A 26608-nucleotide genomic window follows, 5' to 3' on the forward strand; every position below is an offset into this window, starting at 1 on the left:
GGTTCAGGCGCGGACGGGTGGGGCGATGGTCTCGCCGGCGACGAGTTCAGCCTCGACGAGGATCTTCCGCCGGGGAGCGGTGGGGTGCTGGATGCGGTTCACGAGGCGCGTGACGGCGGCGGAGCCGATCTGCTCGTGGGGCACGCGCATCGAGGTGATGCGTTTCTGGCCGGCGGCCGGGTCGAGGCCGTCGAAGCCGGTGATCGAGACATCCTCCGGCACGCGCAGGCCGCGCAGGGGCAGGTCGTGGACGAGCTGGTAGGCCTGGTGGTCGGCGGCGCAGACCCACGCGGTCACATGATCGTCGCGGACGCGTTTGGCCACGGCGTCGGCCACCTGGGTAGGGGAGAGGCGCGGGGAGTTCTTGTCCACGTTGAGCACCCACTCGGGCCGGAAGGGCAGGCCGCGCAGGAACAGCGCCTCGACGTAGCCGCTGAAGCGCCGCGCGACCCAGTGCCCCCCGATGGGATAGTGCCAGGACAGAAAGCCGATGCGCTCGTGCCCGGCCTCGGCGAGGCGTTCGACGAGGGCGACCATCGCGGAGGCGTCGTCGGTGTCGATGATGTCGATGCCCGGCTGGTTGTAGCTTTCGAGCACGGCGACGGTCGAGACGCGCTGCGAGATGGCTTCCACGGCCTTTTCGGCGAAGGGATAGATGAGGATGGTCCCGCGCCAGTTGCCCTGGCGCATGTTGCGGATCACAGGTTGCCGGCCGGTCTCCGGGTGGAAGTCGGCGGGGGCCTGGTAGCAGACGTCGATCGTGACATGCTCGATCTCGGCGCGCGCCTGGATGCCGCGCAGGATGTAGGGGAAGGTGGCCATCTCGACCTTCTCCGCGGGGATGCCGATGAGCACCCCGATGGTGAGGGCGCGCGAGTTCTTCCCGCGCCGGCCGACGCGCCCCGGCGACATTTGGTAGCCGAGTTTTTCCGCCATCTCCTGCACGCGGCGGCGCGTCTCCGCGCTGATCGCATGGTGGTTCGCCAGGCTGCGCGACACGGTGGCGCGAGAGAGATTCAGGCGCTGGGCGATCAGCTCTTGGTTGACGGCCGTCATGGGGGATTTCGCAGGGGGGGAAACTCGGGCCATGGCTTCAACATCTAGGCCATGGCGGCCGGCGGAGGAAGCAACAAACGGCGAAACTATTATGCAACAAAATAAACAAACGACCGCCTGAATTCAGTGCACGCTGTGCATTAAGATATCACAAATAGCTAAACAATAATATGAAAAGAGATAATTGAAGGTCTTTTAATTCATGCAACAAGTCATGCACATCCTATTTGACTTTCGTGCACTTGAATTGCTCATTCATGGCCAGTGTCCGGTCAGTCCGGGCGCAACTATCCCCAACCCTTACCCCTCGGCAGCAGACGTCTCCCCGCGTTTCCGTCCGGAAACCGGTGCCGTCCGCCCGCCGCGAGGCCAGCACACCACCCCCATGAACCACAGACCACGTTCCGCGTCCTTCGCGGGATTCTTGATCGGCGCGGCCGCGCTTTCGCTTTGGCCGCTTGCCGCCTTGGCGCAGCAGACCACGGCCCCCAGCACCACCGAGGACGAGACGGTCGTCCTCTCGCCCTTCACCGTCACGTCCGACAAGGATGACGGATATGGTGCGACCAACTCGATCTCCGCGTCGCGCGTGAACACGCCGATCAAGGACATCCCGGTGCCGATCCTGGTCATCACCGACCAGTTCATCAACGACATCGGCGCCACCACGCTGCGTGATTCCCTCTCCTATGTCTCCGGCATCAGCCTGCAGACCCAGAACGACCTCGAGAACCGCGGCGGCACCTTCGGCAGCGCCTACGGTCCCGGCGGCGTCAACAACCCGGAAGGCGTCACGTCGAACATCAACGGCGTCCAGATGAAGATCCGCGGTTTCATCACCAACAACGTCCTGCGCGACGGCTACTATCGCGGCAGCCCCAGCGACTCGATCAACATCGAGCGCATCGAGGTGGTGCAGGGACCCAACGCCCTGCTCTACGGCACGGGCAACTTCGGCGGCGTGGTGAACTACCTCACCAAGAAGCCGCTGAACGAGGAGCGCGCCACCGCCAGCGTGTCGTACGGCACCAACAGCTTCATGCGCGCGACGATCGACAGCACCGGCCCGATCTCCTCGACGGTGGCCTACCGCGTGGTCGGCGCCTGGGAAGACACCGAGACCAACATCGACCACCAGTCGATGAAGCACTGGTACATCTCGCCCTCGCTCTCGTGGCGCCCGACGCGCAAGACTGAGATCCTGGCGCAGTATGAGTACAACGACGCCGAGAACCGCGGCTTTGGTTTCCGCGCCCTCCGCGCCGCCCAGGGCACCGGCGCCACCCCGATCAACAACGACCAGCTCGAGGCCACCGGCTTCTACTGGCCCCCGGGCGCCAACAAGCGCACGCACAACCTCGGCGGCCCCGACATCTATAATCTCAACCAGCAGGACAACACCGAGGTGACCCTCACCCAGCAGATCGTGGACGAGTCCACCTGGATGCCCCGGGTTGACTTTCTGGCCGGCTACAACCGCTCGACCTTCAACACCCAGACCCGCGACGCCAACGGCGGCATCCAGCAGGTCTCGGTCGGCAACCCGGGCTTCAATCTGTCGCAGACGATCACCCTGACCTCGATCGACAACGGTCTCGGCGGCAGCACGCCCTCCAACGGCAACCTCCAGTACGGCACCTTCGACAACGAGGTCACCCGCTTCTCCTGGAACCGCAACGACACCGGCACGACCCGCTCGCAGGTCCGGGCCGAGCTGACCGCCCGCAAAGCCCTCTTCGAGGGCCGCTGGTTCCAACTCGAGGACCAGGTCCTCGCCGGTTACACCAAGATCGCGAACAAGGTCAGCTCCGAAAACTGGGAGACCGCCCCCGGCCTCTACAGCTACAAGGGGCCGCTCGACCTCACCCCGATCCGCTTCGCCACGCAGGGTGACGGCAGCCCCGCCCCCGGCTTGTTCCAGAACAACCGCGACAACATCAACAAGGGCTGGGACCGCGCGCTCTATCTGAACAACTACCTGAAGTTCGGCAAGCTGGGCGGCCTCTCGGACCGCATCATCCTCATGACCGGCATCCGCGAGGACAAGGCCAACAACTGGTCCACCAACACCCAGGTCACGATCGCCGGGGTGCCGACCACCAGCACCAGCCGCGCCCTCGAGTCCAAGGTCAAGTCCCGCCAGAACGGCGTGATGCTCAAGCTCACGAACTCCCTCTCCGTCTACGCCCTCAAGGCCGACGGCTTCCAGCCGAACTTCGGCGGCCTGCATGAGGCGATGACCGGCGCGCCCGTGGGCGCCGACACGGCGAAGAGCAAGGAGCTCGGCCTGAAGTTCGACTTCATGGACGGCAAGATCTCCGGCACCATCAGCCGCTACAAGATCACGAAGAACGCCTGGATCTCCAGCGGCTTCTCCACCCCGGCCCCGCTGGGCGCCCCGCGCTTCGACCCGACCAAGCCCATCATCTACAACCTCGGTGATGCCAACGGCACGGGCTTCCAGCCCTTCCCGGGCTTTGTCTCCAACGGCCAGACCTACACGCCGAACGCGGCGCAGCAGGCCGCCTGGAGCGCCGCCGTCGCGGCGGGTGCCGTCACGCTCGTCTCGCCGATCAACGGCCGGGCCGCCGACTCCGGCAGCATCTACCTCAACGCCAGCACGCCCCAGGGCGCGGCGTGGATGGACGCCTTCTTCGCCGCCGCCGCCCCCGGCTGGGCCGGCTGGCCCTACAAGGGCAACGACATGAACGATCCCGGCATCAACAACGCCACGCTCGATGACGCCGCCTTCCAGAACGGCCCGCAGCAGGCCGCGATCCCCGCGATCTCGCAGTCCGAGGGCTGGGACGGTTCCTTCCTGTTCACGCCCACCAAGCAGCTCCAGATCGTGCTCACCGCCTCCATCGGCACGCAGGTCCAGCTGATCGACAAGGGCAAGTGGATCAAGTACCCGTACCCGCAGGACCGTTGGGCCACCTGGTACTTCCCGAACGGCGGTTTCGGCCTCAAGGGCCAGAAGCTCAACGAGGCCTATACGGACCCGACCGACACCTCGACCCGCACGAACACCGGCACCTTCCCGGGTGATGACACCCCCGAGGACCGCTTCTCGATCTTCGCCAACTACAAGTTCGAGGGCGACCTCAAGGGCTGGATCGTCGGCGCGGGTGGCGACTGGCAGTCCAAGCGCGCCTACTTCTCCGGCGTCACGCACGGCTCCGGCCAGGTGCAGACCGACGCTGCCGGCGAGGTCATCGTGCTCTACACTCCGAAGCAGTGGGTGCTGAATGCCTTCGTCCGCCGCGAGTGGAAGAAGGACCGTTACAACCAGTCCGTGCAGCTCAACATCGACAACGTCATCAACGACGAGGATCTCTACGGCACGATCTATGCCCCGGGCCTCTCCGCGCGTCTGACGTACACGATCGGTTACTAAGCTCCGCTTAAATCCAGAAACTCATTCGATCAACCCGGTGGGAGGGACTTGGCGTCCCGACCTGGTAAAGGCTGCGGCCCCGCGCCGCTCCCACCGCCGATCTCCGCTGTTAGCCAAGTTTGCTGGGGTTTAGTCGCGCGTCCCGGGTCCGCCCGGGGCGCGCCGCCCCGCCGGCTTTTTCCGCTTCCGCTGCGCCCCCCGGGGGCGCAGCGTCGGGCCGGGTCGCGACACCCCGCCGCGATCTTCAACCCCATCCCCTCGTGACCCCTCCCACCACCGCCCGCCTCACCTTCCGGGAAAAGTTCGCCTACGGTCTCGGCGACACCGCCTCGAACTTCTATTTCCAGGCGTTCAACCTGTTCCTGGCGTATTACTACACCGACATCTTCGGCCTGCCGTCGGCCGCCGTCGGCACGCTGCTCTTTGTGGTGCCGATCGCCGTCGCCGCGCTCAATCCCGTGGTCGGGGCGCTCTCCGACCGCACGAACACCCGGTGGGGCAAGTTCCGTCCGTGGATCCTGTGGGGCGCGCTGCCGTACGGCGTGCTCGGCTGCGTGATGTTCGCCAACCCCGACCTCGGCGTCCACGGCAAGCTCATCTACGCCTACCTCACCTACACCGCGGTCCTCATCGCCTACGTGGTCATCAACACGCCCTACGGCGCGCTGATGGGCGTGATGTCGCCCTCGTCCGAGGACCGCACCTCGCTTTCCTCCTACCGCTTCGCCTGCGCCTTCCTCGGCGCGTTGCTCATCGGCTGGCTCGTGCCCGGGCTCAAGGATTTCCTCACCCCGGCCGGCGGCTCGCCGGCCGACGGTTTCCGCAACACGATGGTGATCTTCGCCGTGCTGTCCGTGGGCATGTTCATCTACACCTTCGCCAACACCAAGGAGCGCGTCGTCGCCCCGCCCCAGGAAAAGGGCTCCCTCGGCCGCGACCTGACCGACCTGAAGTCCAACGGTCCATGGCTGGTCCTGTTCTTCGTCGCCTTTCTCAACCTGACCAACACCGGCATGCGCAACGGCGCCGGCATCTACTACTTCAAGTACGTCGTCGGGCAGGAGTCGGCCATCGGCACCTTCAACCTGGTCGGGTTTCTCTGCTTCATTGGCGGTGCGCTGGCCACGAAGCTGTTCACCGCCCGCTGGTCGCGCCGCTCGCTCATGATCTGGCTCACGATCATCAACGCCCTCGGCATCATGGCGTGCTACTTCGTGGACCCGCAGAACCTGCCGCTGCTTTACGCGCTCAACATCATCGCCTCCTTCGCCGCCGGCCCGACCCCCGCCATCGTGTGGTCGCTCTACGCCGACACCGCCGACTACGGCGAGTGGAAGTTCGGCCGCCGCGCCACCGGGCTCATCTTCTCCGCCACGGTCTTCGTCCAGAAGGTCGGCCTCGCCATTGGCGCCGCCACCATCGGCTGGCTGCTCGGTTACCTGGGTTTCGTGGCCAACGGCGTGCAGACCCCATCGGTCCTCCACGGCATCACGCTGCTCTTCAGCCTCCTGCCCGGCCTCTTCGCCCTCGCGGCCGGTGTCGCGATCTTCTTCTACCCGCTCGACGAACCCCAGGTGAAGGAGATCGAGCGTGACCTCGCCTCCCGCAAGGGCGGCACCAACCCCGCCTAAAACGAGCCCCGCGTGGTCCCCTTCCGGTCCACCCGGCTCCCGCCCCCATGAAATTTCTCCCTGCCCTCGCTTGTTTCCTGTCGGCGTTCGCCTGCGCAACCGCCGCCGCCCCGGCCACCCCTGCGGGCTGGAACCTCATCTGGTCCGACGAGTTCGACACCGGTACGCAGCCCGACCCGGCCCGCTGGGATTACGACGTCGGCGGCCAGGGCTGGGGCAATAACGAGCTGCAGTTCTACACCTCGGCCCGGCCGGAAAATGCCCGCATCGAGGCTGGCCACTTGATTATCGAGGCACGCCGCGAGAAATGGGAAAGCCGGCAATACACCTCGGCCCGTCTCGTCACGAAGAATCGCGGCGACTGGAGCCACGGGCGTTTCGAGATCCGCGCCAAGCTGCCGCTTGGTCGCGGCACGTGGCCCGCCATCTGGATGCTGCCCACGGTCTGGAACCTCGGCAACGGCGGCTGGCCCGACAACGGTGAGATCGATATCATGGAGCATGTCGGCTACGACCCGGGCGTCGTCCACGCCTCCACCCACTCGCAAAAGAACCAGTGGCGGAATAAAAACCAGCGCACGGCCACGATTCCCGTCCCCGACGCCGGCGAGGCTTTCCACACCTACACGCTTGAGTGGGATGCCGAGGAGATCCGCATCTTCCTGGACGACCACCATTATTTCACCTCCCGCAAGGAGGGCGGCGACTGGACCTCCTGGCCTTTCATGCGTCCTTTCCACCTCGTGCTCAACCTGGCGGTCGGCGGCGACTGGGGTGGGGCCAAAGGCGTGGATGAGACCATCTGGCCCCGGCGCATGGAGGTGGACTACGTCCGCGTTTACCAAAAGGCCGCGCCTTGATCCGTTCGACTGACCTTTACCCGTCCGCATGACCCCTTTGCTCACCACCCTCCTTTGGCACGACGAGTTCGACCAGCCCGTCGGCACCGGTCCGGACCCGCGCAAATGGGTGCATGACCTGGGGGACAACGGCTGGGGCAACAAGGAGCTGCAGACCTACACCAACGCACGGGAGAATTCCGAGGTGGTGGATGATCCCGCGGCCAGCGGTGGCCGGGCGCTGGTGCTGCGCGCCGTGCGCACGCCGGCGGGCGGCTACACCTCGGCCCGACTGAAGACCCACGGCACCTATGCCGCCACGCACGGCCGCATCGAGGCGCGGTTGAAGCTGCCGCAGGGGCAGGGGATCTGGCCCGCCTTCTGGATGCTCGGGGAAAACATCAACGAGGTCCCCTGGCCCGCGTGCGGCGAGATCGATATCATGGAACTCGTCGGGCACCTGCCGGGCACGCTGTATGGCACCTTGCACGGGCCCGGCTACTCGGGGGCCCACGGCCTGACCCAGTCGCTCGTGTTGCCGGATGGCGCCGTCTTTGCCGAGGCCTACCACGTCTTCGCGGTCGACTGGCGGCCGGGCCGCATCGACTGGTTGCTCGACGGCCAGGTCTATCGTTCGCTGACCCCGGCCGACCTGCCCGCGGGCGCGCCCTGGGTTTTTGATCACGCGCGGTTTTTCCTGCTGCTCAACCTGGCCGTCGGCGGCGCTTGGCCGGGTTACCCCGACGCCACGACGCAGCTGCCCCAGGAATACCGCGTGGATTACGTGCGCGTATACCGGCTGGACTGAGTCGGGACGACTTAGGCGCGGTAACCACCACCCTGTCAGGTGATGGCGTCGGGCCGGCCGTCGCAGTCGTGGGCCCGCACGGTGGATCCGGGGCTGACGGTCCAGTCGCCGGCGGTGGGACCACGGATGCCGGCCAGGTCGGCCGCGGACACGTCGTCGAGCGCAATCGCGGGTCGTTCATCGGGGCCCAGCAGGTGCAGTGACAGGTCGCGCACCTGGATCCGGGCCGCATGTCGCACGTACAGGCCCCAGGCCGGCAGGGTGCCGAACAGCATCGGCTCGGGGTAGCCCGCGGGCAGTTCGGGCACCGTGCGGGCGGCATCCGCGCGGGTGCCGCCGCCCCGGCCGTGCAGCTGAATGCTGGCGAGGCGCACGTCGGTGACGGGGTGGCCGGGCAGTCCGGCGATGAAGATGCCGTGTTCCGGGGCGACGTCGTAGGCAATGACGTTGCTGATAGCGATGCGCGCGGCGGTGCCGGGCATCCGCGCCCCGGGGGCGCGCAGGCGGGCACCCACGCGGATGAAAATCGGCGCGTTCATCACCTCGCGGAGGGTGAGGTTCGAGACGACCACGTCCTCCATCGGGGCGCCGTCGACCTGCTCCAAGGCGAGCCCGCGGCAGAATTCAAAGATGCAGTTGGTGATGGCGATATTGCGGAATCCACCGCTGGCCTCGGTGCCGAGCTTGATGCGCCCGATCGGGCCGCCGCGGTGGCGGATCACGCGCTCGCGGGTGCCGTCGTAAAGCGTGCCCTCGGTGAAGCCGCTCACGTAGCAGTCGGAGACCGTGACGTTCTCGACGGGACGCAGCCCGCCGAAGCCGCAGGATGACTTGATGCAGATGCCGTCGTCCCAGGGGGAGTTGACCGAGCAATGGGCGATACGGACATTCGCGCAGGCGTCGATGTCGATGCCGTCGCGGTTGGTGTCGATGAAGACCCCGTCGATCACGACTTGGTCGCAGGCGGCGGCGAGGATGGCAAAGTGGCCACCGTGTAGGATGGTCAGGTCACGGATCGTGACCTGGCGGCACGCGCGCAGCGCGATCGCCTTGTTGCCGACGCCGGCTGGCAGGGTGTCCTTGGCGTGCGGGTACCCGAAGGGACCGGGGTGGAGCGGGTCGGGGAAGGGCGGGAAGTCGCCGTCGGCCTCGAGCACGTCGGGCAGGTGCCCGGGCGGCTGGGGCGCGACCTGCCCCGCGGGCAGAGCGATGCGACCGTTGCCGCGGCTCAGGCCGCGGCCGTAGATGCGGCCCGGGCCGCGGATAGTCACGCCTTCCAGGTGCTCGCCCCAGATGAGGCTGTTGCGAAAGCGCGAGTGGCCGAAATCCTGGTAGTGATTGGGCGGGCCGTCCTCGGGGGCGTCGTAGCCTCCGGGCTGGCCGGCCGGGGGCGGGTCGGCGGCGATCAGGGTCGCGCCGGCCCGAAGCTCGAGCGTGATCCAGCTTTGCAGGCGGATCGAGTGGCACAGGTAATCACCCGCGGGGAGGACCACCGTGCCGCCGCCCGCGGCGTGGGCGGCGGCGATGGTGGCGTTAAGGGCGACGGTATCCAGCGTCCGCCCGTTCCCGGTGGCGCCGAAGCGGCGCACATCGAAATCGGAGGGAGCTGAGGAGCTTTCCGCCGGCGTTGTTCCCGGGTGATGCACGTAGCCGGTGGCTTACCAGTTGACGGTTGTGGTGAACCGGATGTTGCGGCCAGTGGCGGTCGTTAGCCCGGTGCCCCAGAATACGCCACCCGCCACGGCCAGGTAGTTTTTCCGGTCGAACATATTGTCCACGTTCAGGCGGAAGGTGTAACGATCGTTGAGGCGGTAGGTGGCGCCGAAGGTGTCGACGGCGTGGGCCTTCAGGAAGAAGAAGGTTTTGCCGGTGACATTGAGCACGGTGTAGTTGATCGGGGCATCGCCCGCGCGCTTGCCGCTGTAGCTGACGCCGGCGTTCAGGGTGAGGCCCTTGGCCTCGCCGTCGGTGAAGCGATAGCTTAGGAGCGTCGAGGCGTTGTTGTCAGCCACGCCGCGCACCATGCGGCCGAGGGCGTCGCGCATCTTGAGGTGCGAGTAAGTGGCGATGACGGACAGGTTGTCGCTCACGCGGCCCATCAGCTCGAACTCGTAGCCCTTGTTCTTAAGGTCGGAGACCAGCTGCTCCGGTGCGGTGGGATCATTCTGGCGGGCGGGATTCGGCACGGTGACGTTCGTCTGGGCGATCTGGAAGTAGGCGCCGTTGAGCGAGAGCTTGCCGCCGGCGAATTCGGTCTTGAAGCCGATCTCGTCCTGCTCGCCGGAGCGCCAGAGGGGCTGGTTGTTGGCGATGACCGGCGAGGCGTTGATGGAGCGGCTGGCGTAGAGCGAGACGTTGTCGCGGACCTTGTAGAGGGCGCTGAGGTTCCAGAGGTTCTTGCCGTCGTCCAGCACGCTGCGCGGGTTAGCGATGCCGGTGTTGACGTTCCAGCTCCAGGACTGGGTCTTGGTCGAGTAGCGGAGCAGGCCGCCCGTCAGGTAGAGGCGGTTTTCGAAGAAACCGAGGCGCTGGTTGATGAACCCCTGCATGTTGGTGTAGGCGTTGCCGTTGTGCGCCGTGAGGTTGGCCGGGTAGACCGGATAGGCGTAGGCCGTCGGCTTGCTGAGGTCGATGGCCGGCAGCGTGCCGGGATCCTTGACGCGACTGTAGCCCTGCTGCCGGGAGTAACCGAAGCCGACGACGGTCTGGGAGCTGACTACGCCGAGCTGGTGCGTGAGCACGGCGTCAGTTTGGAAATTGGCCGTTTCAGCCTGGGTCCACTGGATTTGGCCGCGCACCCCGATTGCGCCGGGGTTGAAGTATGCCCGGGGGGTCGCGATGTAGGGATTTGTAGTGGCGTTGTGCGCCAGCGAGGTGTTGGTGAGCGCCCAGGTCTGGTTCAGGGTCAGCTCGCCGGTGTAGGGGTTGTAACGGTTGTTTAGACCGGGCAGGCCGTTGACGAACTCCTGGTCGGAGTCCGAGTTGTAACGGCGGGCGTTGGCGGCGACGCGAACGCTGAGATTCTCGTTGATGGTGGTCGTCAGGTTGGCGAACAGATCGAGGCTATCGGTCTTCACCGCGCTCCAAGTTTGGGTGCCGTTGAGGCCGTTGTAGCCGAAGCCCGGGGCGAGCTTGGGGTCCACCGTGCCGGACTTGGTGGCGGGATCGATGATCAGGGCGGGCTCGCGGAAGATCTCGTGCTGGGCGGCGACGAGCTTGGCCGTGAACTGCGTCTGGTCCGAGATGCGCCAGGTGATCATCGGCGCGACGGCCGAGTTCTTGTTCTTGGCCGAGGAGGACCAGTAGGTGCGCGTATCCTGGTGCGAGCCGACAAGGCGGTAGGCGAGGCTTTTGCTGTCGGCGATCGGGCCGCCGACATCGAGGGTGGCCTTCTGGGCGTTGAACTGGCCGAGTTGCAACGTCAGGGTGCGCGAGGGGCGGAAGGAGGGCGCCTTGGTGATGATGTTCACCGAGCCGCCGGGGGCGCCGGCGGGCGAGAGGATGGCGTTAGGGCCCTTGGAAACCTCGATGCGGTCGATGATGGACTCCTCGACGTTGTCGGCGTCGGCTGATTGGAGGAAGTTGTCCACGGTGCGGGCACCGTTCTGGGTCTCGAAGCCGCGGATGATCATGCGGTCCTGAAACTGGATGCCGCGGCCTTCCTGCACGCCGGCGACGTAGCGGGTGACGTCAAACACTCGGCCCGGCGCGAGGTCGTCGATCATGTCGCGCGTGATGACGGAGATCGAGCTGGCGGTGTCGAGCAACGGGGCGCGGACGCGGACGGCGGAGATGGCCTCGCCGGCGCGGTAGCGGTCGGCGGATTCCGCCGACACAGTGAACGGCGAGAGCACCACCACCTCATTTTCCGGGGCGGTGGGGGCGGTGGTCTGGGCGCCCAGGGGCGCGACCGCCAGGAGGGACAAGCAGGAAAACACCAAGGGTGCGGACGGACGGATACGGCGAGCCTGGGCTCGCGGGAGGAGCGACTGGTTCATGGGGTTCGTGGGGTCTGGGGGTTGTCCTGACGGACCGGCACGGCGGCGCCGCGTGGTCTGCCCGGGATAGCGGCCCGGGGTGGGGCCGATGGGCGAACATGTGGCGTGGCGGGCGGGTCCGGCCAAGCCCCCCGGTGCTTTCCACGTAAAATGAATTGCCGCAACCGGGGCTGATGGCAGCGTGCCCGCATGGCCGTACCCCCGCCATCAAACAATCCGCCCACGCTGCGGGAAATCGCGCGGCGTGCCGGCGTGAGCCACACGACGGTCTCGCTGAGCCTGCGCAACCACCCGTCGATCCCCGAGGCCACGCGCGAACGCGTGCGCCAGCTCGCCGACGGGCTTGGCTACCGGTCGAACGTGTTGGTCTCCGCGCTCATGAGCCAGGTGCGGCTCAAGCAGCACAAGTCCGGTCCCGAGGTCGTGGGCTTTCTCACCGGCGGGCCGACGGCCGATGAGTGGAAACACCATTCCGCCAGCGTCGGTTTCTATGACGGCGCCCGGCGGCGCGCCCAGCAGCTGGGCATGCGCCTCGAGCCCTTTTGGCTGGGTCCGGGCGGGGTTCATTCCGCTGCTACGTGTCGCATGCTGCAGGCCCGCGCCATCCGGGGGAATCTCATCACGCCGTTCGCCGTCCCGGTCTACGACCACGAGCTCGACTGGGCCCACCTGATTTGTGTCGGCCTGGGTTATGTGTTCAACCACCACGCCCTGCACCGCGCCACGCACAATCATTTCCGCGGGGCTTTCCTCGCTTATGAAAAGCTCTGGCAGTTGGGCTACCGGCGCATCGGCCTCATGCTGGATCGCGACGACCAGAACCGTCGGGTGAACTACGGCTGGCTCGGGGGATATCTCGCCGGCCAGAACACGCTGGGTGAGACGCGGCTGGAGCCCCTGCTCACCACGCGCGGCGAGGAAATTCCCGCCCTGAAGGCTTGGATGCGCCAGGCCCGTCCCGACGCGGTGATCGGCTTCGGGCCGAAGCAGTTCCTCGCCCTGGAGCAGATCGGCCGGCGGATCCCGCGCGACCTCGCGTTTGCCGCACTCGACGTGGAGCAGACCAAGCTCGACCACGTCGAGGAGGTGACCGGTATCAACCAGAACCTCACGCTGATCGGCGCCACCGCGATCGACATCCTCGCCAGCCAGCTCTACCACAACGAACTGGGCCTGCCCCATCGCCCGGTCTACAGCATGATCGAGGGTTACTGGGTGCCGGGACGCACCGCGCCGAAACGCCGGGCCTAGGCCCGCCGGTGCGGGGCCGTCGGACCGGGTAGCTTTACGCGGAAAACGCCCGCAAGCTTGGCAATTGTCGGACTCATGCCGGACTTGCCCGGTTCGCCTCTGCGCCGGACCCTAAGCCCCACCCCATGGTCACCCCTCCGTCCGCCCCCGCGGCTGCCCCGATCGTCGCCCGCGCGGGTACGCTCCAGTACACCCGCGGCAATCTGGTCGCCATCTTTGCCTGGTTGCTCGGGGCCGAGGTAGTGTTCGTGCTCATCGACATCATCGAGCCGCAGGTTTTGCCCGTCCTCCTCAAGTTCCACGGGGCCACGGACACGCAGATCGCTTTCATCATCGGCTCGGTCAACGCTGTGCTCCAGCTGCTGATCATGCCGCCGCTGGGCTACTGGAGCGACCGGCTCCGCACCCGGTGGGGACGGCGCATCCCGGTGCTTTTCTGGGTCACGCCCTTCGTCACGTTCTTCCTCATTCTGACCCCGTTTTCCCCGGAGATCGCCGTCTGGCTATCGGGAATCCCGGTCATCAACGGCTGGCTGCACCTCCTGCCAATCGCCCCTGTAATCCTGGTCTTCGCGACGTTGGTGATCCTCTACCGTGCCGTGCAGACCGCGACCAATGTCTGTTTCTTCGGCCTGCTGCGCGATGTGGTGCCCGATACCCACATGGGTCGTTTCCTCGCGCTGTTCCGGGTGTTCGGAGCCGCGGGCACGGCCATCGTCAGCTACTGGCTGCTCGGTCTCACCGAGACCCACAGCAAACACATCTTCATAGGTATCGGTGTCCTCAACCTCGTGGGCTTCTCGTTGCTCTGCTGGTTCGTGCGGGAGGGGGAGTATCCGCCTGTTGCGCCCAGCACCGCCGGCGCGGGCGCCGGCCGTGCGGCGCGGTTTTGGGCGGCGACCCAGACCTTCGTCCGGGAGTCCTACCGTCATCCGGTCTACCTCTGGTTCTACTTTGTGCGGATCTGTCTCTACGGCGCGCTGCTCGGTCTGTCTCATTTCACCATCTTCTTCCCGCAGCACGAGCTTGGTCTGAACCTGATGACGGTCGGTGCCTACCGCACTTATCCGCTCCTGATCTGGGTCGTCATCGCGTTTCCCGTGGGCTGGCTGGTGGACCGCCGGGGCGCCATCGACGTATTGCGGTGGGGTCTGATCATGATCACCGCCGGCTATATCCTGACGTTCCTGTTCGCGAACGGCCCCCGAACCTTCCTCACGGGCAACCTGATCTTCGGGGTGGCGTTCTGGATCGTGATGATGGCGCAGCTCAAACTCACCGCGGAGGTTTTTCACCCTCAGCGCTACAGCCAGCTCGCGGGCGCGAACACCGTCGTGCAATCGCTCATGATTGCCGTGGTCATCAGCCCGGTGTGCGGCTGGATCCTCGATGCCCTCAAGGGCTGGTCGCACACACTGGCGATGCCCGGCGTGGGTGATGTCGTGATCGGGCCCTATCGGCTCGTGTACCTGATGATGGGCGCCTGCTACCTGCTGGCGCTGTTCGGCCTCAACCGCGTCACCCACCACATGCGCCGGCACACCGGCGCCGACGGCAAGTATCTCGCGCCGCTCTGAGAGGATGCTGAAGACTTGCGAGTCCGGCAAACCGGCGTTCATCGTCCCTCACCCCATGAAGCCCCCTTTCTGGCTGGTTGCCCTCGCCCTGGTGTCCACCGCTTTTGCCGCCCCCATTGACCGCGAGGCGCTGGTGCGCCGCCACAATCCCGTCGTGCGCAGCGTGGATTACGATTCCCCGCTCACGGTGGGCAACGGCGGCTTCGCCTTCACCGCCGATATCACCGGCCTCCAGACCTTCGCCTACGACTATCACCGCAATGGCGTGCCCACCGAGACGCAGGCCCGCTGGGCGTGGGTGAGCGACGAGAATGTGGCCGGCTATACTCTCGCCGATGCCAACAAGGACTTCACTCTCCCCGACGGCCGCGTGCTCGGCTTCCCCACGCGCTCGTCCGTCCCCGCGGGCGACTGGTTGCGCAAGAACCCGCGCGCCCACCCCGTCGGCCAGCTCCAGCTCGTGTGGGACAAACCAGACGGTTCGCCCCTCACGCCCGCCGACATCGAGGAGCCGGAGCAGACGCTCGACCTCTGGACGGGAATTATCACCAGTAAATTCAAACTGGGTGGTGTGCCGGTGATGGTGACGACGGCGTGCGATCCAACGAAAGACATGGTGGCGGTGAACATTCAGTCGGAGCTCGTAGCGCAGGGAAAGGTGCGGGTTCGCTTGGCGTTTCCACGTGGTCACGACGTTAACACCAAGAACACTCCGGCCCTCGATTGGGACCAGGCCGAAAGCCACCAATCGAAGGCAGAGGGCAAAGGTTGGGTGGAGCGTAATGTCGGCGGATTGCGCTATTTCGTAACGTGCGAGCGCAACCTTGAATCGAACGGCGCGCACCGGTTCGTGATCAAGCCCGAGGCCGGCCAAGAGACCTTGAGCTTCACGATGCATTTTGGCGCCGAACCTAAAAAATATGCCCCGGCAGCGGGGGAGATCTTGAAGGCCAGCGCCGACCACTGGGAAAAATTCTGGCACGAGACGGCCGCGGTGGATTTTTCCGGCAGCACCAACCCGCTGGCGCAGAAGTTCGAGCAGCGCATCGTCCTCTCGCGCTACCTGACCGCCGTGCAATGCGCGGGCGACGTGCCGCCGCAGGAGAGCGGGCTCACCTGCAACACCTGGTACGGCAAGCACCACACCGAGATGGTGTGGTGGCACACCGCGCAGTTCGCGCTCTGGGGTCACGACGCCGCGCTGGCGCGGAACCTGGAGTGGTTCATTCGCCAGCTGCCCGCTGCCCGCGCCCTCGCGGCCAGTCGCGGCCTCCAGGGAGCGCGCTGGGCCAAGATGACGGGTCCCGAGATGCGCGAGAGCCCGGGCGGCAACCCGCTCATCATCTGGAACCAGCCGCACCCGATCTACCTCGCCGAGCTGCTCTACCGGAATACGCCGACCGCGGAGACCCTCGCGCACTACCGCGACCTCGTCTTCGAGACGGCCGACTGTCTCGCGACCATGGTGCATTGGAACGAGGCGACGCAGCGTTACGACCTCGGCCCGCCGCTCTGGATCGCGCAGGAAATCTACGATCAGGCCACGAGCCGGAATCCGTCCTTCGAGCTGGCTTACTGGCGTTGGACGCTGGGCCTCGCCCAGCAGTGGCGCGAGCGCCTCGGTCTGCCGCGGGTGGAGAAGTGGGACCATGTGATCGCGCACTTAGCGCCGATCCCGGAGAAGGACGGCAAATACGTCGCCCTCGGCTCGCACCCCGACACCTGGGACAACATCGACAGCCGTCACGACCACCCGACCATGCTCGCGCCCCTCGGTCTGCTGCCGCCGCAGGCGCCGTACACGGACCGTCCCACGATGGAGCGCACGCTCGATGCCGTGCTCGCGCACTGGGACTGGGCGGCAAAGATCTGGGGCTGGGACTACCCGATGATTGCGATGACCGCCGCCCGACTCGGCCGGCCCGAGGTGGCCGTGGAGATCCTGCTGCGCGACGGGCCCAACAACGTCTACCTGCCCAACGGACACGCGCCCGTGCGCAGTGACGAGCGGGTGGATCCCAACGCCCCGTCGGGCGCCCGCAAGCGCGAGATCGCCGTCTACCTGCCCGCGAACGGCTCCTTTCTCGCCGCGGCCGCGCTCATGATCGCGGGCTGGGACGGAAACGAGGTCGAATTTCCCGGCATTCCCCAGGACGGCACCTGGCAGGTCCGGGCCGAGGGGCTGAAACCCCTGCCCTAAAGGGAGACCTGCGCCCTGTGCGGACCGGTTCCGCCGAGGGGAAAACTCCGGCTGGCCTCTGGCACAGCGATGGCTACAATGCCGGTATGAGAGTGGTGGCAGTGATACTCTTGCTCCTGGTGCAGCCGGCGATCGCCGGACGGGCTGACGTTTTCAAACTGCCCAAGGGACAGCTGGAGATTTTCCCCGTCGGCCGGTGGCAGGCCAGCAGCGAGGACGTGGGTGAATTGAAAATCGTCCTCGCCGCGGAGGACCCGCAGATCAACGCCCGGGCCATCTACAGCGTGGCGTCCGAGGGTTCGGATGACTTTCCGACCGAGCAACAACTGCTCGAGCACATGCACCGCGTGGCCACCCGTCTCCTCGACGGCGGCACCTTCGTGGAGCGCAAGCCGGTGGTGAAGCCGTTCTACCCCGCGCAGGGTTTCGGATTTTATGCGGTGATGACGGATCGCAAGCTCGTGGGCCGCCCGCCGGTGCCGGGTGATTTCAAGTTTTTCAGTCTGGGCATGATCCGCCTGGCGCCGGCGGTCTACCTCAAGGTGCAGATCATGGCCGACAGCGAGGAGGGCGAGCCCTACCAGCAGCTCCTCGGCATGGCGGAAGGCGTCACCTACACGCCGCGCTGACCGCGGCTTCAGCCGGCGGTCCGGGACTCGGCCCGTTTGGTCAGCTCGTCCACCACGACCGCGGTGGTGATATCGCAGCCCACGTTCGTGGCGGTGCGGCACATGTCGAGGATGCGGTCGGTGCCGAGAATGATGCCGATGCCCTCGGGCGGAATGCCGAAGGTGATGAGCAGGCCGGCGATCAGTGGCAGCGAGCCGCCGGGGATGCCGGCGACGGCCACGGCGCTCAGCACCGAGAGCAGCAGCAGTGTGATCTGCTGGCCGATCGAGAGGTCGACGCCGAAGACCTGGGCGACGAAGAGCACGACACAGCCTTCGTACAGCGCGGTGCCGCTCATGTTCATCGTGGTGCCAAGCGGCAGCACAAAGCCCGCGGTGCTCGGGGAGATATTGAGCTTGTCGGTGGCATTCTCCAAGGCCGCCGGAAGCGTGGCGTTGCTGGAGCTGGTGGAGAAGGCGGTGACCAACACGTCCTTGATCGCGGCGAAATAGGCCCGCGGGCTCCAGCGCGTCCACACCTTGAGCCACACCGACATGGTGCCGAAGAGGTGGAGGGCCATCACGGCGGCACACCCAAGCACGAACACCCCGAGTGCCTTGATGATGTCGAGGCCTGACTTCACCAGCACACTGTAGATCAGGCAGGGGACCGCATAGGGGGCCAGGCGCAGGGCGAAATGAACGATGCCCGTCATCAGGTCCGTGACCATCTGGAGGGAATCCATTAACCGGTGGCGCTTGTCGTCCGGGAAAGACATGCCGACGACGCCGACCAGGATGGCGAAGAGGATGAGCGGCAGCACGTCGCCGATGCGTGCCGTGGAGGAACCGACGACGGCGGCGAACAGGTTGGCCGGCATGAACATCTCGACGATGACGGCGAGGGAAAGGCCAGTTTGGCTGGCGGAGGCGCTGACGTGCTTTTGCGCCGCGCCCCCGAACTCGGTCATCAGCCGGGCCTTGGTGGCCTCGTCGATGTAGCTGCCCGGTTGCAGGGTGTTCATCATCACCAAGCCGAGCGCCACCCCGATGGCCATGTTCAGGAAAAACAGGGCGAAGGTGCGGCCGGCCAGCGGGCCGAGTTTATCCGGGCGACCCAGTTGGACCACACCGGTCGCAAGCGAGGCGAAGACCAGGGGGATAATGACGAAAAACAGCAGACGCAGGAAAACCCGACCAAAGGGATCCAGCAGCACCGTCGAGATCCCGCGCATGGCCTCGAGCAGCGTGGCCGAGGATTTGACGCCGACGTGTTCCAGCAGGGCCTGCAAGCCCTCAGGCAGCGGCACATGCGGGCCGGCCACCAGGGTGATCACACCCAGAATGATGCCGACGACCAATCCGCGCAGGATGCGGTTGGCTAGTTTGTCGGAGGTGGATCCGGCCATGCGCATGACCTTGGGTGGCGGCGGGGCCTTGCGCAACAGGAACTTGGGGATAAAAAATTTCCCGCTGGTTTGCTGGGCTCGACCGCCTAGGCTGCACCCTTGTCGTCCATGAACTCCCTCCTCGGCTTCACCCTCGAAATCCTGATCATCCTCGGTCTGGTGGTGGCCAACGGGTTTTTCGTCGCGGCCGAGTTTGCCTTGGTGAAGGTGCGGGCCAGCCAGTTGCGGCCCCTGGCGAAGAAGGGCCGGGCCGGCTGGCGCCTGCGCATGGCGTTGAAGGCCACCCAACACCTCGACTCAGCCCTGTCCGCGACCCAACTCGGGATCACCCTCTCCAGCCTCGGCCTGGGCTGGGTGGGCGAACCCTTTCTGGCCCACCGCCTGGAGCCGATGCTGGCGAACTTCGGCGTGACGGACCCGGCGGCGGTGTCGTCCATCGCCTTCGCCATCGCCTTCGCGATCATCACCTTCCTGCACATCGTGTTTGGTGAGCTGGCTCCGAAGTCCCTCGCCATCCAGCGGCCCAAGGGGGTGTCGCTGTGGACCGCGGGACCGCTGATGTTCTTCTATTACCTGTTCCTGCCCTTCATCTGGGTGCTGAACGGCACGGCCAACCGCTTCTTGCGCTGGGCTGGGCTCGGGCCGGCCACGGAGGGCGAGCACGCCTTCAGCGCCGAGGAACTCGAATACGTCTTCAGTCATGCCCGCCACACGCACCCCGGCGATGCAGCCATCAACAAGCTGATGGTGCAGTCCCTGCGCGCCCGTTCCACCCAGGCCCAGCAGATCATGCGGCCGCGGGATCAGGTCATCGCCCTCTGGTCGGACAAGCCGCTCGCCGAGAACCTGCGGACGGCCCAGATCAGCGGCCACAGCCGCTTTCCGGTGTGCACGGGCTCGCTCGACGAGGTGAAGGGTCTCCTCCTCATCCGCGAGTGGCTCTGGCAGATCAGCCTGCTCGGGCCGGACACGCCCTTCGAGCCGCTGGTGCGCCCGGTGGTGGAGTTCGAGCTCACGACCCCGCTGCACACCATGATCGAGCGGTTCCGCCTTTCCCGCAGCCACCTCGCGGTCGTGCTCGATCCCGAGCGCAAGCTCGCCGGCATCATCACGTTTGAGGACGTGCTGGAGGAGATCGTGGGCGACATCCGCGATGAGTTCGACATCGAGAGCGGCCCGATCTACGAGCGCACCGAACACGCCATCGTCGTCACGGGCGCCTTCACCCTGCGGGAACTGCAGGCGGAGACGGGCTGGCCGCTGGAGGGGCAGCCCCGTGAGACGGTGGCCATCTGGGTCCAGCGTCTGGCCGGGGCCGGTGTGCCGAAGCGCGGCGACCAGTTCGCCGCCGGTGAATACCGCCTGACCGTGCTGGAGGCCAACGCCGAGCGCGCGCGCCGCGTGCGCGTGGCCCGCAACGTGGGCGAGGGCACCACGCCGCCGATGTGACCATGAACGGCCCGACCTTCCTCGCGGCGTTGACGTTGCTGATCTGGCTGGGCCTCGCGTGGGACGTGGGGCGCGGCAACCGCCGGTTGCGCCGTCTGGCGAAGCTGCCGCTGCCGGAGCAGGCGGGGTGGCCCCGCGTGAGTCTCGTCATCGCCGCGCGCAACGAAGGGAAGACCCTCGGCGCCGCCGTGCCCACGATGCTGGCGCTCGACTATCCCGACCTCGAGCTCATCGCGGTCAACGACCGGTCGGAGGACGACACCGGGGCGGTCCTGGAAAAACTGGCCGCGGCCGACCCGCGGCTGCGGGTCGTGACGGTGACCGCCTTGCCCGAGGGCTGGATCGGCAAGAACCACGCGCTGCATACCGGGGCGATCGAGGCGGCCGGCGAATGGATTTTGTTCACCGACGCCGACATTCATTTTCAACCGGACACCCTGCGGCGCGCGGTGGCGTATGCCCGGATGCAGACCCTCGACCACCTCGCCGCCGTGCCCCGGCTGGTCGAGCAAGGGCATGCGCTCGGGATCTGCGTCAACGCCTTCAGCTTCGCCTTCACCGTGGGGCTGCGGCCGGCGCACATCTCCGATCCGCGCAGCCGGGCGCATGGCGGGGTGGGGGCCTTCAACCTCGTGCGTTCCTCCACCTACCGGAAGCTGGGCGGCCACGAGCCGGTGCGGATGCGGCCCGACGACGACATCAAGCTGGGCAAGTTGATGAAGGCGGGTGGATTCAGCGAACTCGTGCTGGGCGAGGGCGCGCTCGCCGTCGCGTGGTATGATTCCGTCGGCGCGATGATCCGCGGCCTGACCAAGAACGCCTACGCCGGCGCCGACTACCGGCTGTGGGTGCCGCTGGCCGCGATGCTCGCGTTTGGCGTCGGCTGGGTCTGGCCCGCGGTTGCACTGTTTCTGTATGAGGGTCCGGCGATGTGGCTGAATGCCGGCACGCTGGCGCTGATCCTGGCCTTGGGTTGCGACCAGACGCGTTTCACCGGCGGCCGGTGGTGGCACGGCCTGTTTTTGCCGCTGGGCATGGCGGTCTTCGCGTGGATCCTGCTCCGTTCACAGGCGGTCACGCTTTGGACGGGCGGCATCACGTGGCGCGGCACGCATTACCCGTTGCGCGATCTCAAGGCCAACCGGCTGTGAGCGGGGAGCTGGCGCGGCAGGAATCGTCAGTGGCGGGCCCGCGAGCCTGCTGGCACCTCCAACTGCGAACCAGATTCGGGTGATCCGGTTTTGCGTTGGACCCCGCTTCGTCGCGTTGTTTCATTGCGCCCATTGCCATGAATTCCCCCACGACCCGCCGCGCCTTCCTTGCCACCGCCGCTACCCTCGGAGCCGCGGCCGCGGTCTCCGCCGCCCCTGCCCTGGGAGCCACGCCGCCCAAGTTGGTGCACCACGTCTTTTTCTGGCTGAAGAACCCGGATTCGAAGGAGGATCTCGCGCAGCTCCTCGCCGGCATCCGCGGCCTCGCGGCGATCGAGACCGTGCGCGGCATCCATGTCGGCGTGCCGGCCAGCACCGAGAAACGCGAGGTTGTGGACAACAGCTTCAGCGCCTCCGAGATCCTCTACTTCGACGACGTCGCCGGGCAGAACGCCTACCAGGTGCACCCGCTGCACCAGAAGTTCGTGGCCGAGTGCTCGCATCTTTGGGCCAAGGTCATCGTGTACGACGCACTGGCGGTGTGAGGGAGGTGGGTGGAACCTGACCTCCGGGCAGGTTTTGCGTTTGCCTATCCGATCAGCCCGCCCGGAGGTCGGGCTCCACCTTCAACAACCGCTCACTTCGTACGCTGCACCATCTCCGGGCTGACGGCCAGGACGGAGCCCGGGTCGGACTTGATCCAGATCAGCAGGATGCCGGCGGTCTCGTCGACGACGACGTGTTCCTGGGCGCCGCACACGAAGTCCTGGCCGCCGAAACGGTAGGCCTGGCCGGGGGGGATGGTGCGGCGGTTGGCCTCGGGGTAGCCGGCAAACTGCATGCCGATGAAGGTTTCGGCGTCCTGGGCGGTGAAGCGGGTGCGGCGGTAGGGCTTGAGGCCTTCCGCCATCGAGAGCCCCTTGTCGTTCGCGGTGACGGTGTAGTGCATCGCCCCGAAGTCGTTCTCGAACATCCAGAACATGGTCCGACCATCCGGATGGCCCTGGGGCTTGCCATAGCGCTTGCGGATCTCGGACACGGGTTCGCCCACGCGGGCCCAGGCGGGGGCAGAGGCAAGGACGGCGAGCAGAAACGTGAGCAGGACGCGGGTCACGGGAGGGAGCGAATTCAACCGAGCAGGTTTTTCAACGCCGCGAGGTATTTCTCCCGGGTGCGGGTGATCACCTCGGCGGGGAGGCGCGGGGCGGGCGGCTGCTGGTTCCACTTGATGGCGAGCAGGTGGTCGCGGACGAACTGCTTGTCGTAGCTCGGAGGCGAGCAGTCGGGGCGGTAGTCGGCGGCGGGCCAGTAGCGGGAAGAGTCGGGCGTGAGCACCTCGTCGATGAGGAAGAGGTTGCCGGCCTCGTCGGTGCCGAACTCGAACTTGGTGTCGGCGAGAATCATGCCGGCCTGCTGCGCGCGCTCATGACCGAAGGCGTAGAGGGCGAGGCTCATGGCCTTGACCTTCGCATAAAGCTCCGCGCCGATGGCGGCCGCACCCTGAGTGTCGTTGATCGGCTCGTCGTGCTGGCCCTTGGGGGCCTTGGTGGTGGGCGTGAAGATCGGCGTGGGGAGTTTGTCGGCCTGGCGGAGACCGGCGGGGAGCTTGATCCCGCAGACCTCGCCCGTTTCCTGGTAGGATTTCCAGCCGCTGCCGATGAGGTAGCCGCGGGCCACGCACTCGATGGTGAGGGGCTTGAGCTTGCGGACGATCATGCTGCGGAGCTGGAGGTCGCGGCTGCCGAGCCCGCGCATGAGGAACTGGCGGGGCTGGTCGGGGAGGAGGTGGTTGGGGATGAGGTGGCTGGTCTGGCTGAACCACCAGTTGCTCATCTGGGTGAGGATGGCGCCCTTGCCCGGGATGCCATCAGGGAGGATCACGTCGAAGGCGGAGAGCCGGTCGGTGGCGCAGAGCAGCAGGGCGTCGCCGAGGTCAAAGATTTCACGGACCTTGCCGGAGGCGATCCGGGGGAAGGGTAGGCCGTCGATCGTGACGACGGCTTGCGGAGGCAGGGCGGCGCTGAGCTCGTGAAAATTCATCCAGAAAGAGGTAACGAGAACGGCCGGCCAAAGTAAATTCCTGACTCGGACGGGTTAGCGGGTGCAAAAAATAGGCCTTGCGCGACCCCGGGCAGGCCGTAGCTTCCCCGATTCCGTGCTGGGTCCCCATCGTCTAGCCCGGTTAGGACACCACCCTTTCACGGTGAGAACCGGGGTTCGAATCCCCGTGGGGACGCCATCTTTCAAAGGCCCGCAACTTGAATGAGTTGTGGGCTTTTTCGTTTTTCTAGAAACGCCAACTGGCAACAGGACTGGCAACAGGACTGGCAACAGGACTGGCAACAGCCGCAGCGCAGACAACTCAGCCTGCTCGGACGACGAATCGGCAGAGGCGGCCGTGAGCGCGGAGCCAAGCTGTCTCTGCCCGCAATGAATGGCCGGAGCCGCAATCGGAGCGGACACCGGAGTGCTGGCCGGTCCAGTTCGTGCTAATTTCCCAGGCTGCAAACGCCCTTAACGAGGCTGTCATCTTTATGGGCGCCAACCGAAGTTTTATTGCTTTGGCAGTGCACTTGGATCTACCGGAGCGACTTCTTTTGGCGGCCAGGTTGTGCCGGCAAGTTCGTTGGGCAGTTGGGTGGGATTGGTCGGATAAATCAACGAAAGGTCCATCGTCGATTTCGAGCCTTGGAGGAACTCTAGCTCTTCCGGCGCGCCTAAGATTAACCATAGTACCTCCGTCTCGGTGTCGTTGAACACCTGGCGTAGCTCTTCGGGACCGACGAGCAAACCGCCATACCGCGGCACCGTTAGGGTTTTATCGCCGATCCGTACGCGGCCGGTGCCTTCCAGCACAAAATAGAATTCCTCAGCACGGATGTGCTTATGCAGCGTGTTGGCGCTTCCAGGCGGCAACCGCCAGAGCCTCGCTCCCATGATTTCACTCGCGGTGCGCTCAAGATAGTCCGCGTTCGGGATTTTCATCAAATTGGACGGCCTCCAAACAAGATCTTCTGGCTTGATGAGATGGTATCCGTGAATGGGTTTCATGAGGCTTGGTTGAGGTGAAGAATGCATGCGCTAGGGACACTCCGGTCTCTGAGCACTCAGAGTAAGACTTGTGTGGTCGTCTGCATGAGAACCCAAAAACGTAGCCATCCGCTCGGTGATCCTGGTCATGGAGGCTTCGCTTCGCTCGATGCCGTAAACAGCAAGTGGGAAATTCAGCGGCTTCTGGATCTCCCAAATTCTCTCATGTTGGTCCGGCGGTAAGATGGTGACGGGTGAGCCAACCGCCACCCAGCCGATCGGAACGGTGGCATCCTCAGGAAGTTCCGTCTTCAAATGCACCACGCCATTGACCCTCACCTCGCTCCTGGCCCGCAGGATCCCCGCGTGAAAGACGCACGCACCGGTAGCGATGAAAACCTCGTCCTCTAAGGTGCAACCAGCCAAGTGGGCGTTCGGACCGACAAGACAATGATTACCGATGGTCACCGAGTGCAAGGCGGTGCTTCTGATAACTGCATTCTCCAGCACGATACCATGCGAGCCGATGACAATGGAACCACCTTCGGCAATGAGGCACGCCCCAAACATTATACGACAATGTGCTCCGACCGTGACATCGCCGCAAAGAGTGGCGGTCGGCGCGATGTAAGCGCTGGGATGAATCTGCGGGCACTTACCTTGGTGCGACAGGATCATTGCATGGATTTAAGTGAATCCCGGGGAGTCAGTTCCTCCAAATATCCTTCGTCAAAAGCGATCACCGTGAACACGCTGTCTACCCTGGGATCGGGGATATCCCCGCCGTAGTAGGTTTTCAGCAGGAACTGAAATCCACGATGCACCGGGAAGCCGGGCCGGCCCAGGTTGGGGGCGAGGGCGTTCCAAGCTTCTACATGGTTGGCAGAGCAAGCTGAACGGCCCTGAAACCATTCGCCAACCGGCGCATCACTACCGGATGAAAGCCGGATCACCTCGATGATCTCCTGCTTCTGAATTCCAAAGTGCTTCAAGAATGCCCCATCCGTGGCCACCGGATGGCAATAGGGCAGGACGAAATCAGGCTCCAGCGTGCCCGCGAGATAGTAGCGAGTCTTGTCGATGAATCGCGGCAGCCAAACGCAGCCGGCCAGTTTGTCGGAGGGACGCCGTAACTTTTGCATGGTGATGTGTGGGAAAGCGTGGCTGCGATGCGATTTTCAGGGAAAGGTGTCCCAGCCATGGGACACGTGCGGTTGGGGAGTCTGGCTAAGTTACCGTGTCGGTCCGTGGTTCCGCGGCCCGGACCAAGGCCCAAAGTGTCTGATTGACTGGAGTCGGCACCCCCAGTTCCCTTCCTCGCCGGGCGATGAAACCGTTGAGGGCATCGATCTCGGTGCGCTTTTTTCGCCGGAGGTCCTGCGCGGTTGAGGAGTAGGCGGCCGCGATCTGACGGGTAAGTTTTCTCACCGTAGTATTGGCGGTGTCCACATCATCCATGTTTGTCGGGCTGACCCCTGCCGCACGCGCCACGGCGAGAGCCTCTGCGATGACCTTTCCCACCACCTCCCAGACGGCTTTGTCATCACCTGCTTCTCCGTAGGTTATCTGGCAGAGCGCCGAAATCGCGTTGAGCGCGCTGTTGCAGATCAGCTTCTCCCAAAGTTGGTCCTGAATGCGGGAGGAGACGACGCATCCAACCCCAGCGTCCCGGAAAAGATTGGCGATCTCAGCGACCCGGCTTCCGTCGGGGCCGATGATCAGATCACCTCGGCCGGTATGTTTGACGGTTCCGGGGGCTGGCACCGCCGCCGCAAGGTAGACTACGGCTGATATAGTCTGCCGTCCGGTGATCGCGCTGATCTGGTCGGCATTTTCGACCCCGTTCTGGAGACTGAGCACAGTGCAGCCTGGGGCGAGAAACGGCACCAAGGCACGGGCCGTCGCCTCCGTGTTTGTGGTCTTAACGCAAAACAAGACGAGATCGGCATTCCGGGCCGCGGCTAGTTCGGTGGATGCGTCTACGGAAACCACTTCGTTGAACATTCGCGTATCGAGGGTGAGTCCCCTTTGCTTCACCGCAGTGACAAAGCTCTCCCTCCCTATCATTACTGTGGGTACACCCGCTCGGGCCAGTAAACCGCCGAAAAATCCCCCGACGGCGCCGGCTCCGACGACCGCGACCTTGGGCTTGGCTGTATGGACGTTTCCTCCGCCCTGCGTTTCATTTGTCATGCGTGGCGCTG

Annotated in this window: 21 protein-coding genes and 1 tRNA gene; 12 read left to right on the forward strand and 10 right to left on the reverse strand. The window is 65.5% G+C overall.

Going from position 1 to position 26608, the window contains the following annotated elements:
* Positions 1–3: 3 nt before the first annotated feature.
* Positions 4–1056 carry a LacI family DNA-binding transcriptional regulator gene (locus Verru16B_RS06990; protein WP_069961606.1) on the reverse strand — a complete coding sequence of 351 codons (1053 nt, stop codon included), beginning with the start codon at positions 1054–1056 and terminating at the stop codon, positions 4–6.
* Positions 1057–1441: 385 nt separating this feature from the next.
* Between Verru16B_RS06990 and Verru16B_RS06995 the strand changes: the two genes are divergently transcribed.
* From Verru16B_RS06995 to Verru16B_RS07010, 4 genes are all read left to right on the forward strand, one after another.
* The gene (locus Verru16B_RS06995) at positions 1442–4453 is read left to right on the forward strand and encodes a TonB-dependent siderophore receptor (RefSeq protein WP_169829282.1); all 3012 of its coding nucleotides are present in this window, start codon (positions 1442–1444) and stop codon (positions 4451–4453) included.
* 260 nt (positions 4454–4713) lie between these two features.
* Complete coding sequence (locus Verru16B_RS07000; RefSeq protein WP_069961608.1) at positions 4714–6084, forward strand: MFS transporter; 1371 nt, start codon at positions 4714–4716, stop codon at positions 6082–6084.
* A 47-nt stretch (positions 6085–6131) separates the two neighbouring features.
* Positions 6132–6944, forward strand: a complete 813-nt coding sequence (locus Verru16B_RS07005; protein ID WP_083270177.1) for a glycoside hydrolase family 16 protein — start codon at positions 6132–6134, stop codon at positions 6942–6944.
* 28 nt (positions 6945–6972) lie between these two features.
* Positions 6973–7731, forward strand: coding sequence for a glycoside hydrolase family 16 protein (locus Verru16B_RS07010; protein ID WP_069961609.1), 759 nt, complete (start codon positions 6973–6975; stop codon positions 7729–7731).
* Between the two features lie 35 nt (positions 7732–7766).
* On the opposite strand, the gene Verru16B_RS07015 is transcribed toward Verru16B_RS07010, so the two are convergent.
* Positions 7767–9320, reverse strand: coding sequence for a rhamnogalacturonidase (locus tag Verru16B_RS07015; RefSeq protein WP_069961610.1), 1554 nt, complete (start codon positions 9318–9320; stop codon positions 7767–7769).
* 69 nt (positions 9321–9389) lie between these two features.
* The gene (locus Verru16B_RS07020; RefSeq protein WP_069961611.1) at positions 9390–11657 is read right to left on the reverse strand and encodes a TonB-dependent siderophore receptor; all 2268 of its coding nucleotides are present in this window, start codon (positions 11655–11657) and stop codon (positions 9390–9392) included.
* A gap of 261 nt (positions 11658–11918) precedes the next feature.
* Between Verru16B_RS07020 and Verru16B_RS07025 the strand changes: the two genes are divergently transcribed.
* The 4 genes from Verru16B_RS07025 to Verru16B_RS07040 all read left to right on the forward strand — a co-directional run bounded on the left by Verru16B_RS07025 (position 11919) and on the right by Verru16B_RS07040 (position 17386).
* A complete protein-coding gene (locus Verru16B_RS07025) occupies positions 11919–12980 on the forward strand; it encodes a LacI family DNA-binding transcriptional regulator (RefSeq protein ID WP_069961612.1) in 1062 nt (353 codons plus the stop codon).
* A 125-nt stretch (positions 12981–13105) separates the two neighbouring features.
* Positions 13106–14557 carry an MFS transporter gene (locus Verru16B_RS07030; protein WP_069961613.1) on the forward strand — a complete coding sequence of 484 codons (1452 nt, stop codon included), beginning with the start codon at positions 13106–13108 and terminating at the stop codon, positions 14555–14557.
* Between the two features lie 55 nt (positions 14558–14612).
* Positions 14613–16757 carry a hypothetical protein gene (locus Verru16B_RS07035; RefSeq protein WP_069961614.1) on the forward strand — a complete coding sequence of 715 codons (2145 nt, stop codon included), beginning with the start codon at positions 14613–14615 and terminating at the stop codon, positions 16755–16757.
* A gap of 101 nt (positions 16758–16858) precedes the next feature.
* The gene (locus tag Verru16B_RS07040; protein ID WP_157772314.1) at positions 16859–17386 is read left to right on the forward strand and encodes a hypothetical protein; all 528 of its coding nucleotides are present in this window, start codon (positions 16859–16861) and stop codon (positions 17384–17386) included.
* A gap of 8 nt (positions 17387–17394) precedes the next feature.
* On the opposite strand, the gene Verru16B_RS07045 is transcribed toward Verru16B_RS07040, so the two are convergent.
* On the reverse strand, positions 17395–18774 hold the full coding sequence (locus Verru16B_RS07045; RefSeq protein WP_083270495.1) for a dicarboxylate/amino acid:cation symporter: 1380 nt from the start codon (positions 18772–18774) through the stop codon (positions 17395–17397).
* 108 nt (positions 18775–18882) lie between these two features.
* Here Verru16B_RS07045 and Verru16B_RS07050 point away from each other — a divergent pair, with 108 nt between their 5' ends.
* The 3 genes from Verru16B_RS07050 (at position 18883) to Verru16B_RS07060 (ending at position 21919) form a co-directional block, all read left to right on the forward strand.
* Positions 18883–20223 (forward strand): hemolysin family protein, encoded by a 1341-nt coding sequence (locus tag Verru16B_RS07050; RefSeq protein ID WP_069961616.1) that lies wholly within the window; start codon positions 18883–18885, stop codon positions 20221–20223.
* Between the two features lie 2 nt (positions 20224–20225).
* The gene (locus Verru16B_RS07055) at positions 20226–21374 is read left to right on the forward strand and encodes a glycosyltransferase family 2 protein (RefSeq protein ID WP_083270179.1); all 1149 of its coding nucleotides are present in this window, start codon (positions 20226–20228) and stop codon (positions 21372–21374) included.
* Positions 21375–21511: 137 nt separating this feature from the next.
* On the forward strand, positions 21512–21919 hold the full coding sequence (locus Verru16B_RS07060) for a Dabb family protein (RefSeq protein WP_069961617.1): 408 nt from the start codon (positions 21512–21514) through the stop codon (positions 21917–21919).
* A gap of 92 nt (positions 21920–22011) precedes the next feature.
* On the opposite strand, the gene Verru16B_RS07065 is transcribed toward Verru16B_RS07060, so the two are convergent.
* Positions 22012–22506, reverse strand: coding sequence for a hypothetical protein (locus tag Verru16B_RS07065; protein WP_157772316.1), 495 nt, complete (start codon positions 22504–22506; stop codon positions 22012–22014).
* On the reverse strand, positions 22503–23414 hold the full coding sequence (locus Verru16B_RS07070; protein ID WP_069961619.1) for a phosphoribosylaminoimidazolesuccinocarboxamide synthase: 912 nt from the start codon (positions 23412–23414) through the stop codon (positions 22503–22505). Before Verru16B_RS07070 ends, Verru16B_RS07065 begins: the two co-directional genes overlap by 4 nt.
* A gap of 122 nt (positions 23415–23536) precedes the next feature.
* Between Verru16B_RS07070 and Verru16B_RS07075 the strand changes: the two genes are divergently transcribed.
* Positions 23537–23613: transfer RNA gene (locus Verru16B_RS07075), tRNA-Glu, on the forward strand.
* A gap of 314 nt (positions 23614–23927) precedes the next feature.
* Here Verru16B_RS07075 and Verru16B_RS07080 read toward each other — a convergent pair.
* The 4 genes from Verru16B_RS07080 to Verru16B_RS07095 form a co-directional block, all read right to left on the reverse strand.
* Positions 23928–24425 carry a cupin domain-containing protein gene (locus Verru16B_RS07080; RefSeq protein WP_069961620.1) on the reverse strand — a complete coding sequence of 166 codons (498 nt, stop codon included), beginning with the start codon at positions 24423–24425 and terminating at the stop codon, positions 23928–23930.
* 30 nt (positions 24426–24455) lie between these two features.
* Positions 24456–25082, reverse strand: coding sequence for a gamma carbonic anhydrase family protein (locus Verru16B_RS07085; protein WP_069961621.1), 627 nt, complete (start codon positions 25080–25082; stop codon positions 24456–24458).
* Positions 25079–25546 (reverse strand): DUF5069 domain-containing protein, encoded by a 468-nt coding sequence (locus tag Verru16B_RS07090; protein WP_069961622.1) that lies wholly within the window; start codon positions 25544–25546, stop codon positions 25079–25081. The genes Verru16B_RS07085 and Verru16B_RS07090 overlap by 4 nt, the downstream gene beginning before the upstream one ends.
* Before the next feature lie 85 nt (positions 25547–25631).
* A complete protein-coding gene (locus tag Verru16B_RS07095) occupies positions 25632–26597 on the reverse strand; it encodes a ketopantoate reductase family protein (RefSeq protein ID WP_069961623.1) in 966 nt (321 codons plus the stop codon).
* Between the last annotated feature and the right edge of the window lie 11 nt (positions 26598–26608).

It is taken from the genome of Lacunisphaera limnophila (assembly GCF_001746835.1).
Lineage (GTDB): Bacteria > Verrucomicrobiota > Verrucomicrobiia > Opitutales > Opitutaceae > Lacunisphaera > Lacunisphaera limnophila.